Consider the following 11,664-nt stretch of genomic DNA (forward strand, 5'->3'; position numbering starts at 1 on the left):
TGCATGCCGCGCCAAAATGCTGTGTCTGTTCCGGGGGCGACCCCCGGGCCCCACGCCTGCGCGGGTTCGCGTCAGCGGTTGGCGCCGGGCACCCACGGCATGTCGCCGACTTCGCGGTTCGCATGCCGCGCCAAAATGCTGTGTCTGTTCCGGGGGCGACCCCCGGGCCCCACGCCTGCGCGGGTTCGCGTCAGCGGTTGGCGCCGGGCACCCACAGCACGTCGCCGACTTCGCGGTTCGCATGCCGCGCCAAAATGAACAGCAGGTCGGACAGGCGGTTGAGGTACTTCACCGTCAGCGGGTTCATCGAGTCGCCGTGCACCTCCAGCGCGCCCCACGTGGTGCGCTCGGCGCGGCGGGCGACGGTGCGGGCCTGGTGCAGCAGCGCGGCGCCGGGGGTGCCGCCGTTGAGGATGAAGCTGCGCAGCTTCTCCAGGTTCTCGTTGTACTGGTCGCAGGCCGCTTCCAGGGCGTCGATGTAGCTCTGTTCCACCCGCAGCGGCGGGTACTTGGGGTCCTCGACCACCGGGGTGGACAGGTCGGCGCCCAGGTCGAACAGGTCGTTCTGGACGCGGGTCAGCAGCTTGACCACATCCTCGTCCAGGTTGCCGAGTGAGAGTGCGACGCCGATCACCGCGTTGGTCTCGTCCACGTCGGCGTACGCCGCGAGTCGAGGGTCGGTCTTGGCCGTGCGCGACATGTCCCCGAGTGCGGTCGTGCCGTCGTCGCCGGTGCGGGTGTAAATGCGGGTGAGGTTGACCATGATGGAAACCCTAGGGCCTGTGGCCTGCGGATCGTCCGGAACAGCCCCTGAGGGAGCGCTTTGTCCGTGCTTGGCGCGGTCCGTGGCCGGGTCCGGGAATCAGTACGATTCTCCGATGGACAGGTTCCGGGTGACAGGTGGTCAGCGACTCGCCGGCGAGGTGCGGATCACGGGCGCGAAGAACAGCGCGCTCAAATTGATGGCTGCCGCGCTGCTCGCGGAGGGCACCACAGTGCTCGAGGAGGCCCCCCGGATCCTCGACGTGGAGATCATGAGCGAGCTGCTGCGGCGGCTGGGTTGTGAGGTCGAGGGGGAGACCACCGGGACGGTGCGGATCGGGGTGCCGGCGGCCCCACGCTTCGAGGCGGACTACGACCTGGTCCGCAGCATGCGCGCGTCGATCTGTGTGCTGGGCCCACTGCTCGCGCGCTGTGGCGAGGTGCACGTCGCCTACCCGGGCGGGGACGCGATCGGCTCGCGCGGTCTCGACATGCACATCGAGGGCCTGGTCAAGCTCGGCGCGACGGTGGAGAACTCGCACGGCGTGCTGATCGCCAAGGCGCCGAACGGCTTGAAGGGCACCACCGTCTGGCTGGACTTCCCGAGCGTGGGCGCGACCGAGAACGTCCTGATGGCCGCGGTGCTCGCGCAGGGCCGCACGGTGATCGACAACGCGGCGCGCGAGCCCGAGATCGTGGACATCTGCTCGATGCTCACCGAGATGGGCGCGCGGATCGAGGGCGCAGGCTCGTCCACGATCGAGATCGAGGGCGTCGAGGGGCTCAAGCCGGTGCGCCACCGAACGGTGCCGGACCGGATCGTGGCCTGCACGTTCGCGGTCGCGGCCGCGATGACGCTCGGTGACGTGACGGTACGCAACGCCCACCCCGAGCACCTGGAGATCGCGCTCGACAAGCTGACGCTGGCCGGCGCCGAGGTGTCGCACGTGCGGGACGGGTTCCGGGTGGTGATGGACCGACGGCCCAAGGCGGTGGATGTGGTCACCCTGCCGTATCCCGGGTTCGCCACCGACATGCAGCCGTTCTTCGCCGCGATGAACTCGATCGCCGAGGGCTCGGCGATGATCACCGAGAACCTTTTCGAGGCGCGCTTCGTGTTCCTTCAGGAACTGCTCCGGCTGGGCGCGTCGATTCGCACCGACGGACACCACGCGATCGTGCGTGGGGTCGAACAGCTCTCCGGTGCCCCGGTGTTGACCGCAGACATCCGGGCCGGGGCGGGACTGGTGCTGGCCGGCCTGGTGGCGGACGGGGACACCACGGTCAGCGGGGTGCACCACATCGATCGCGGCTACACCGGCTTGGAGGTGCAGCTCCAGTCGCTCGGCGCGAAGATCGTCCGGGAGCCGGAGCCGGAGAGTACCTCGCGTTTCTGACGGGTCGTCAGGTAGGGGTGCGTCGGTGCCGTCGACTGGTCCGGCTACGCTCCCGGGCGAAGGACGTCCGCGGGACGTCGGTTCGGGATCGTGTAGTGGAGAGGTAGCGCAGTGACCAACAAGATCGCCGTCATCGGGGCCGGGCTCATGGGGTCGGGCATCGCCCAGGTCGCCGCGCAGGCCGGCTACGACGTCGTCCTGCGCGATGTCACCGACGCCGCCCTGGAGCGCGGGCTGAGCGGGATCGCGGCCTCGTACGACAAGTTCGTCGCCAAGGGCCGGCTGACCGCCGAGGACGCCTCGGCGGCGCTGGCCCGGATCACCACCACCACCGACCTGGAAGCCGTCGCGGACGCGGACGTCGTGGTCGAGGCGGTGTTCGAGAAGGTCGAGGTCAAGCAGGCCGTCTTTGGCGAGCTGGACCGGATCTGCAAGCCCGGCGCGGTGCTCGCCAGCAACACCTCGGCGATCCCGATCACCGAGATTGCCGCCGTCACCGGCCGGCCCGAGTCGGTCGTGGGCATGCACTTCTTCTCACCGGTGCCGTTGATGAGCCTGTGCGAGCTGGTCCGCGGCTTCAAGACCTCGGACGCGACGCTGGCCGTCGCGCGCGAACTGGCCGAGGCGATGGGCAAGACGTGCATCGTGGTCAACCGGGACGTGGCCGGGTTCGTCACCACTCGGCTGATCACCGCGCTCACGGTCGAGGCGGTGAAGCTGTACGAGGCGGGCGTGGCCACCGCCGAGGACATCGACATCGCCTGCAAGCTGGGCTTCGGCCACGCTATGGGGCCGCTGGCCACCGCCGACCTGACCGGCGTGGACATCATGCGCAACGCGACGAGCAACATCTACGCCGAGAGCAAGGACGAGAAGTTCGCTCCGCCGGAGCTGCTCAACCGCATGGTCACGGCGGGTGACCTGGGTCGCAAGACCGGCAAGGGTTTCTACGACTACTGAGTCCCGCGCGCGACGGCCGTTCCGCGACCGGACTCCGGGGGCTTCGAAGCCACGGAGCGGTCGTCGGGCGGCCGTTGGCCGGTGGGCGGCGCACAGCCGGCAGATCATCTGATGATTCGTCACCTGTACGAGTGAAGTCCGATATGACGAGTGAGGATTATCGGGTTTTGGGTGTTTTTCTGGGAAGCCGAACCGTCATCGCACGGACGGAATTTCCAGGAGGAGACGATGCGTGTTTGGGGCGACCCACGCGAGCTGCATTTGGACGGCGTGCTCGACGTGCGGGCCACCGCCGATGTCCGACTGGCGCTGCACGACGCCGTGGACAACGGTGACGGCGACCTGATTCTCGACCTCACCCGGATGTCCACCCTGGACACCACCGGTCTGGGCCTGATCGTCGGCGCGCACCGGCGGGCGGGTCGGCGCGAGCGTCGTCTCGTGCTGGCCGGGGTCAATCCGGATGTGTACCGGGTGCTCGTGTTGACTCGATTGCACCGTATCCTCACGCTCCGCCAACCCGCCGCGGTCTGATCCGGCCGATCGGGCGTCCGAGCCGACAAGGTGTCAGGCCGGCCCGGCAACGACTTGCGTGCTGTGGTCGAACACACCCTGTCCGGAGCGGTTACCCGTCAGTACACTCCGTGGTAAGCAGGGCCGCACCAGACGCGCGGTGACAGCGGACCAGCGGGATAGCCCAGGCCGGTAGTCGCCGAGTACCGGTCGGTCCGGAACCTCCGGAGGTATTCCGTGGCGAGCCAGACGCCCTCAGCTCAGCCCTCGCAGCCGGCCACGCCGTCCCCGGCCGGTCGGCACCCCTCTTCTCCGATCGAGCGGGCTCCGATCGAGCAGGCCTCTCCGATCAAGCGTGATCGCCCCTGGGTCATGCGCACCTACGCCGGGCACTCCTCGGCCACCGCTTCCAACGCGCTCTACCGGCGCAATCTCGCCAAGGGCCAGACCGGTCTGTCGGTGGCCTTCGACCTGCCGACCCAGACCGGCTACGACCCCGACCACGTGCTCTCGCGCGGCGAGGTCGGCAAGGTCGGTGTGCCGATCTCGCACATCGGCGACATGCGGCAGCTCCTGGACGGCATCCCCGTCGAGGAGATGAACACCTCGATGACGATCAACGCGACCGCGCTGTGGATGCTCGCGCTGTATCAGGTCGTCGCCGAGGAGCAGGGCGCGGACATCGCCAAGCTCACCGGCACCACGCAGAACGACATCATCAAGGAATACCTGTCGCGCGGGACCTACGTCTTCCCGCCCGGCCCTTCGCTCAAGCTGATCACCGACACCGTCGCGTACACGGTCTCGCACATTCCCAAGTGGAACCCGACCAACATTTGCAGCTACCACCTCCAGGAGGCGGGCGCGACGCCGGTGCAGGAGATCGCGTACGCGATGTGCACCGCGATCGCCGTGCTGGATGCGGTCCGCGACTCGGGGCAGGTGCCGGCGGACCGGATGGGCGAGGTGGTCCAGCGAATCTCCTTCTTCGTCAACGCCGGGGTGCGGTTCGTCGAGGAGATGTGCAAGATGCGGGCGTTCGTCCAGTTGTGGGACGAACTCACGCTGGAGCGCTACGGCGTACGAGACGCCAAGCAGCGCCGGTTCCGCTACGGCGTGCAGGTCAACTCGCTCGGCCTGACCGAGGCGCAGCCGGAGAACAACGTCCAGCGCATCGTGCTGGAGATGCTGGCCGTGACGCTGTCCAAGGACGCGCGGGCGCGGGCGGTGCAGCTGCCCGCCTGGAACGAGGCGCTGGGGCTGCCTCGGCCGTGGGACCAGCAGTGGTCGTTGCGGATCCAGCAGGTCCTGGCCTACGAGTCGGACCTGCTCGAGTACGGCGACATCTTCAACGGTTCACACGTGATCGAGGCCAAGGTCGCCGATCTGGTGGCGGGCGCGCGCGAGGAGATCGACCGGGTCCAGGCGATGGGCGGCGCGGTTTCCGCGATCGAGTCGGGCTACATGAAGTCGCAGCTGGTCGGCTCGCACGCGGCCCGGCGGGCCCGGATCGAGGCGGGCGACGAGGTGGTGGTCGGGGTGAACCGGTTCGAGACCACCGAGGAGAACCCGCTCACCGCCGACCTGGACGCGGCGATCATGAGCGCAGACCCGGACGCCGAGCGCTCGGCGATCGAGAAGATCAAGGCATGGCGGGCGGACCGCGACCCGGTGGCGGTGGACGCGGCGATGGCCCGGCTGCGCGAGGACGCGCGGTCGTGGAAGGCCACGTCGGCGGTCAACCTGATGCCGGCCACGCTGGCGTGCGTGCGGGCCGGGGTGACCACGGGGGAGTGGTCGCAGGCGCTGCGTGAGGAGTTCGGCGAGTATCGCGCGCCGACCGGGGTCTCCGGGGTGGTCGGCGTGCAGGATGGCGCGGGGCTCGCCGAGGTGCGGGGTGCCGTGCGGCGCACGGGCGAGGAACTGGGCGGCCGGCTGCGGCTGTTGGTCGGCAAGCCGGGGCTCGACGGGCACTCGAACGGGGCCGAGCAGATCGCGGTGCGGGCGCGCGATGTCGGTTTCGAGGTGGTCTACCAGGGGATTCGACTCACTCCGGAGCAGATCGTCGCGGCGGCGGTCGAGGAGGATGTGCACTGCGTGGGGCTGTCCATCCTGTCGGGATCGCACCTGGAGCTGATTCCGGACGTGCTCTCGCGCATGCGCTCCGCGGGAATCGGTGATGTGCCGGTGATCGTGGGCGGGATCATTCCGTCCGCCGATGCGGTGGTGTTGCGCTCGCAGGGGGTGGCTGCCGTTTTTACGCCGAAGGACTTCGGGATCACGGACATCATGGGGCGGATCGTGGAGGTCATTCGCGAGGCGAACGGCCTGGCGGCCGAGTCCGCGGTGTCGGTGGGCTGAGCCTTCGCCCGGCCTGCGGCCGTGGCTTGTCCTCGAACGCCGGACGGGCCGGATTTGCTCGTCCGGCGTTCGAGGGTGGCTTCGTTACGGGACCGGGTGGCCCATGTCGGTGGTGATCTCGGTGGGGGTCAGGGGGCGGTTGTAGATGCGGACGTCGTCGATCAGGCCGGCGAAGTATTCGCCCCAGACGCTGTTGCCGCCGATGCGCAGCGCGCCGCCCGCGTCCACGATCGGGCCGGTGTGTGCGGTGGCCTGGACCTGGACGCCGTTGACGTACAGGCGCAGCGCGCTGCCGTCGTAGGTGGCCGCGATGTGCGCCCACGTGCCGGTGGCCAGCGGTGCGGTGCCGTCGGCGTAGGTGTCGTTGTTGGTGCCGGTCGTGTTGATGGTCGTGTTGGGCGCGGCGGTGCCGTTCGCGTACAGCGCGTAGGACAGACCGCCACCGCGTTCCTTGAGCAGCACGGTGCGCCAGTTCGTGATCGCCGTGGGCTTGACCCATGCCTCCAGGGTCATCCCGGTGGTGAGCGTCGAGCGGGCGCTGTGCGGCACCGTCACCATCGACGAAGTGCCGTTGAAGGAAAGCGCGTTGCCGGAATGGCCGGTGACCCAGGTGCCGCCGGTGACGGTGCCGTTGTTGCCCTGGCCGGCGTCGTCCGTGACGATCGTGCCGCTCGTCGCGTTGAAGCCGTACGCGGCCACCAGACCGGCAGGCGGCCCGTCGATCTCACGATAGGTGGCGGTCAACGTGATCGGCGTCACGGGTGCGGTGATGTTGTGCGCGGCGGCGCCGCCGTCCGACCAGGACACGAATTCGTAGTTCTTGCCGTTCAGGGCCTGTGTCGTCGGCGCGGCTATCGAGGATGTGCCGCCCACGATCACCGTGCTGGTGAACGGTGCCGGGCGTTGTGAGGAGAACAGGCCCAGGGTCAGGCCCGGCGGGTTGGAGACGAGCGTGATGTTCGCGGTCTTCGGGTCCAGGTGCACGCTGGTGGTCCCGGTCAGGCCGCCGGAATCGGTGGCGGTCAGCCGCAGTTCGAGCCACGACGGATACTCGTGGTCGACCGCCGTGAAGGTGCCGGCGGCGCCGCCCTGGCCGGTGATCTGGTGCTCGTGGCAGTCGGTGGGCGTGGTGCAGTGATGCATGATGATCTGCCAGTTCAGGCCCGTGCCCGGGATGGCGCCGTCCTGCGGGTCGGTCGCGTGTCCGCTGAAGGCGATCGGGTCGCCCACCTTCCAGGTCAGCGTCGCGGCCGGGGTGTCGATCACCGGGGTGGGTGGTGCGTTGCCCGCCGAGATGGTGATCGGCGCGGAGACGCCGGTCAGGCCCACCGGGTCGGTGACCCGCAACCTCACGGTGTAGGTGCCGGGCGTGGTGTACGTGTACGACGGGTTCGCTGCGGTCGAGTCGTCGAACGCTCCGTCGCCGTCCAGGTCCCAGGCGTAGGTGAGGGTCTCGCCCGGATCCGGATCGGTCGACGCCGAGCCGGTGAACGCCACGGTCAGCGGCGTCGTGCCGGTGGTCGAGCCGGCCGAGGCGACCGCGTTCGGCGCGCTGCCGGTGTAGCGGATCCGGTGGATCGCGCCGTCCTCGAAGCCGACGTAGTACACGTCACCCTCGGGGCCGGTGGTCAACTGGACCGGGTTCGCGTTGCTCACGAACACCTGGCGGGTGGACGGGTCCGGGAGCCCGTCGGGACCGGCCAACATGCTCCACACGCAGCGCCGACTGTGGTCGGCGAAGAACATCGCGTTGCGGTAGGCCGCCGGATAGCGCTGCCCCGAGTAGAAGGTCACCCCGGAGATCGCCGAGCCGTTGCCGGTCGGGCAGCCGTCGCCCGGGACCACCACGGCGCTGTGCTGGTAGGCGTAGTAGGGCGTCTTGACCGCTCCCGGGCCGTCGGCGTACAGGTTGGTGCACAGGTTCAGGCCGATCGACTCGTAGCCGCCCTGGCGGGCCGAGCCCTCGTAGCAGGGCCAGCCGAAGTTGGCCACGGCGCTGCTGGAGGGGGTGAGCCGGTTGATCTCCTCCCAAGTGCTCCAGCCGACGTCGCCCACCCACAACTCGTTCGTGCCGGGCCGGAAGCCGAACCGGAACGGATTGCGCATGCCGGCCGCCACCAGGCGGCGGGCGTTGGCGTCGGCGTTGCCCGCGAGCGGGTTGCCGGGCGCGCCCGCGCCGGTGTTCGGGTCGATCCGGATGATGCTGCCGTTGAGCGCGAACGGGTCACCCGGGGTGCGGAAGTCCTGCGCGCGCAGTGCGCCGCCCTCGGCGGTCGGCGCGGTCAGTACGGTGCCGACCGCACTGTTGCCGTCGGCACACGGGTTCGCCGGGATCGGATCCTTGCCCGGGATCGGGCCGCTCGCCGTGCTCTGGCCGTAGTCCGCCCAGTCGAAGCTGGCGCCGTCCCCGGCGGATGCGTAGAGATAGCCGTCCGGGCCGAAGGCGAGGCTGCCGGTGGCGTGCGACGGGAACTGCTGGCACCAGCCCTCGACCAGCACCTGCTCCGGGCCCGCGGTGTTGCCGGTCGCGGTCAGCTTGGCGATTCGGCCGGTGATCAGACAACCCTTGGCCTGTGCGCCGGGTGGGTCCGGACAACCGTCGTCCAGACCGGTGGCGGTGCCCCAGTAGGGGGCCGAGCCGCCGGGGCGTGCGTCGTGCGCGTACATCACGTAGACCGATGGATCGGTCGGGAAGTTCGGTGCCAGGGCCAAGCCGAGCAGGCCGCGGTCCCAGAAGTTGTGCACCTTCGCCCGCAGGTCGGTGAACACCGTGGGCGTGGGGTCGGTGAGCGAGTCGAACACCTTGACGACGCCGGACTTCTCGGCGACGAAGACCCGTCCGTCCCTGGCGAAGGCCACGTCGACCGGCTGGGTCAGGCCGGTCAGTACGGAATCGTCGGAGAACTTCGGCGGCACCGCGGCGGCCTGCGCGGAGGCGGTGCGCGCGGTCGGTGCCGAGCCGAACAGCTCCGGGCCGGATGGGCGGGGCGATGCGTCGGAGACTGCTGCGGACGAGGCCGGCGATGCGCCGGCCGAGGGTATCGACAGTGCCAATGAGGCGAGCAGCGCGGCGGCGCAGGCGAACCGGGTCCTGTGCCGGCTCACCCGCCGTCCCGTGCGTCGCAAACGTATGGAACCGGACATGATGGAACCGGACATGTATGTCCCCCTGTTCCCCCTGTGCGCCTGACCGTCGTGGCGCCACTCGTGCACCATAGGGCGACTCGGCGGGCAGGTACCGACTTTTCGGCAAGCCCGCGACGTCCTTCGGCTCGGCTCGACGGGATCGTGCCGTGACCACTCGAAGGCGCGCGCGTTGTTGTGAAGAGGGAGCGAAGGTCGACCCGGACCCGGTCCGCTCGACGGCAGGAGGTGGCAGGGTGGGACGCGGTACGGCGCAAGTACGCGCAGCCCGTGGTCGGCCGCCCCGCTGCTCGACGCGTCGGTGCTCAACGATCTTGTTACGAACCCGGCGCCGGGTATCGGTGTGCCGGCCGCGCCCGGCACACTGATCACCGGTTTCCGCCCCCGAGTGCCCGGACTTGCCCCGGCCGCACCGGCGCGTCGAGGAACCACGACGGGGAGCACAGGGAGTGGCATGAACGGCGGCGGCAGGGAACGGCCGGAGGAAGACGGGGAAAAGCGCTTCGAGGACGATCCGCTCGGGCACCCGGCCGACGCATCGAGGGATTCCGTCGGCGACGCGATGGACTCCTTCGGGGATCCGATGGGCTCCTACGACGATTCGGCGGACTCCGTGGGCGGTTCGTGGGGTGACGACGCCTATCTGGACGAGTTGTTCGGGCCGCGTCCGCGTCCGGGTGCGGTGCGCGGGGAGCAGCGGGACGAGCCGGGCGGGTCGGGGGCCGTGTTCGAGCCGTCGGCGTCCGAGTCCCAGGCCGGGGGCGAGCCGCCGGCGCCGGAGTCCGGGGCCGCTGCCGGGTTCCCGCCTTCGTCGGAGTCCTCGGCCGGGGCGTTTGCCGCGCCTTCGTTCGCGCCGTTCTCCGCGCCTTCTCCCGCGCCTTTCTCTTCCGCCGCGCCTTCCTCCGCTCCCCGGATCGGTCGGGCCGAGCCGATCCCGATCGACGACTGGTCGGATCCGGCACCAGGGGCCGATCGGGGTGGGGCCGGCGAGTCCGCGCCGGGTGTGCTCCAGCTGATCGCGGGCGACCTGCTGCTCACCTTCGGCGGGGTGGACGGCACCGACATCGCGCCGATGGCCGCCGGGGCCCGGTTGCCGTGCCCGTCCAGACTGCCCGGTTCGGTGCCCACGACCGACCTGCCCCCCCTGGGCCGCGGCGTCGAGATCGCCGAGTTGATCGGCCTGTTGCAACGCGGCACGTCGGTGCGGATCGGCGGACCGGCGTCGAGCGGGCGGAGCACCCTGCTGCGTCACCTCGCCGCGCTCGACCCCGCGGGAGCGCCGGACGGAGTGCTCCTGCTCGACGGGCGCCGCCGCGGCCTGGACGACTTGTTGCAGCAGTTGCGCGACGCGTGCTTCGGCGGCCCGGCGTACCGACCCACCCGCGAGCAGTTGGTCGAGATCCTGGCCGATGTGGCCGCGCTCGTGGTCGTGGACGATCTGGAGCTGGGCCAGGACGACGTGGTCGAACTCCTGCGGATGGCACCGGAATGCGCGTTCCTGGTGGCGGGTCCGGAGGTGGTGGATCCGATCGTGCGCCGGGATTCGCCGCTGCACGAGATCACCCTGGGCGGACTCCCGCAGGAAGCGTCCTTCGACTTGCTGCGGCGCACCGCCGGGCGCGAACTCGACGATGAGGAACTCGCCTGGGCCTCCGCGCTGTGGTTCCAGGTGGGCGGCCATCCGGGGCGGTTCGTCCAAGCCGGCGCGTTGCTCGCGCGGCGCGAGGGTGGGCGGTCCGGCTACGGGTTGCTCGACGACGGTGCGGCGGACAATTCGGGCGAGTTGCCCTCGCCCGGCGAGCCGCGGCAGTTCGTACCGCGCCTGGTGCCGCTGGTGTCCGCGTCGGCGCAGCAGGTGCTGCGGCTGGCCTCCGCCCTGGACGGCGAACTGCCGGACCCGGTACACCTGCCGGCCCTGACCGGCGCGGTGGACGCGGTGGGCGCCGCGGACGAGCTGGTCGAAGCCGGGCTGGCGGCGTGCGAGTTCGGCCGGTATCGGCTCACCGGAGGCACCTCCGAGGCGGTCGCCGCGATCGTGCGCGGACCGTCCTCGTGGGCGGTCGCGGCGATCCAGCACTTCACCTGGTGGGTCTCGCACCCGTCGGTCACCCCCGCCGAGATCGCCCGTGAGGCGGACACGATCCTGGCCTGCCTGCGCGAGTCCGAGCGGCTGGGCAAGGCCGGTTCGGCGCGCACGCTGGCCCGGGTCTCGGCGCCCGCGTTCGGCGCCTCGGCGCGCTGGGACGCGTGGGGCGAGGTGCTCGACCTGGGCCTGTCCTCGGCGCGCGACGCGGGTGCCTCGGCGGCGTCCGATCACGCCTGGTTCCGGCACGAGTTGGCCATCCTGGCGCTGTGCACGGGCGATGCGCAGGGCGCGCGCGAGGAGGCGGCCGCGGCCACCCGGATGCGCGACGTCGGTTCGGACAAGCGCGGACTCGCGGCGGACCGCCGGGTGTTGGCCCTGGCCGGCGGCGAAACCGCCTTCGCCTTGCCATCACAGGACTTGCCACACGAGCGCACCTGCGAG

6 protein-coding genes and 1 pseudogene are annotated in these 11,664 nt (G+C 70.4%); 5 read left to right on the forward strand and 2 right to left on the reverse strand.

The window, feature by feature from the left end; translation table 11 throughout:
• Positions 1-190: 190 nt before the first annotated feature.
• Complete coding sequence (locus tag ABZS54_RS30325) at positions 191-763, reverse strand: cob(I)yrinic acid a,c-diamide adenosyltransferase (protein WP_355543084.1); 573 nt, start codon at positions 761-763, stop codon at positions 191-193.
• Between the two features lie 115 nt (positions 764-878).
• On the opposite strand from ABZS54_RS30325, the gene murA reads away from it, so the two are divergent.
• The 4 genes from murA to ABZS54_RS30345 all read left to right on the forward strand — a co-directional run bounded on the left by murA (position 879) and on the right by ABZS54_RS30345 (position 5,993).
• On the forward strand, positions 879-2,159 hold the full coding sequence (gene murA, locus ABZS54_RS30330; protein WP_355543087.1) for a UDP-N-acetylglucosamine 1-carboxyvinyltransferase: 1,281 nt from the start codon (positions 879-881) through the stop codon (positions 2,157-2,159).
• 111 nt (positions 2,160-2,270) lie between these two features.
• Complete coding sequence (locus tag ABZS54_RS30335; protein WP_355543090.1) at positions 2,271-3,119, forward strand: 3-hydroxyacyl-CoA dehydrogenase family protein; 849 nt, start codon at positions 2,271-2,273, stop codon at positions 3,117-3,119.
• 228 nt (positions 3,120-3,347) lie between these two features.
• Positions 3,348-3,653, forward strand: a complete 306-nt coding sequence (locus ABZS54_RS30340) for an STAS domain-containing protein (protein WP_355543093.1) — start codon at positions 3,348-3,350, stop codon at positions 3,651-3,653.
• 327 nt (positions 3,654-3,980) lie between these two features.
• Positions 3,981-5,993, forward strand: a complete 2,013-nt coding sequence (locus ABZS54_RS30345; RefSeq protein WP_355543099.1) for a protein meaA — start codon at positions 3,981-3,983, stop codon at positions 5,991-5,993.
• 84 nt (positions 5,994-6,077) lie between these two features.
• Here ABZS54_RS30345 and ABZS54_RS30350 read toward each other — a convergent pair whose 3' ends face one another.
• Positions 6,078-9,098 carry a LamG-like jellyroll fold domain-containing protein gene (locus ABZS54_RS30350; RefSeq protein ID WP_355543096.1) on the reverse strand — a complete coding sequence of 1,007 codons (3,021 nt, stop codon included), beginning with the start codon at positions 9,096-9,098 and terminating at the stop codon, positions 6,078-6,080.
• A 493-nt stretch (positions 9,099-9,591) separates the two neighbouring features.
• Here ABZS54_RS30350 and ABZS54_RS30355 point away from each other — a divergent pair.
• Positions 9,592-11,664: pseudogene (locus tag ABZS54_RS30355) on the forward strand (hypothetical protein); the annotation flags it as partial.

It is taken from the genome of Embleya sp. NPDC005575, from assembly GCF_040605455.1.
In the GTDB taxonomy this organism is placed as follows: domain Bacteria; phylum Actinomycetota; class Actinomycetes; order Streptomycetales; family Streptomycetaceae; genus Embleya.

Coding starts and splice junctions, on each gene's coding strand:
- ABZS54_RS30340 (WP_355543093.1), top strand. CDS start 3,348: ATGCGTGTTTGGGGCGACCCACGCGAGCTGCATTTGGACGGCGTGCTC.
- ABZS54_RS30325 (WP_355543084.1), bottom strand. CDS start 763: ATGGTCAACCTCACCCGCATTTACACCCGCACCGGCGACGACGGCACG.
- murA (WP_355543087.1), top strand. CDS start 879: ATGGACAGGTTCCGGGTGACAGGTGGTCAGCGACTCGCCGGCGAGGTG.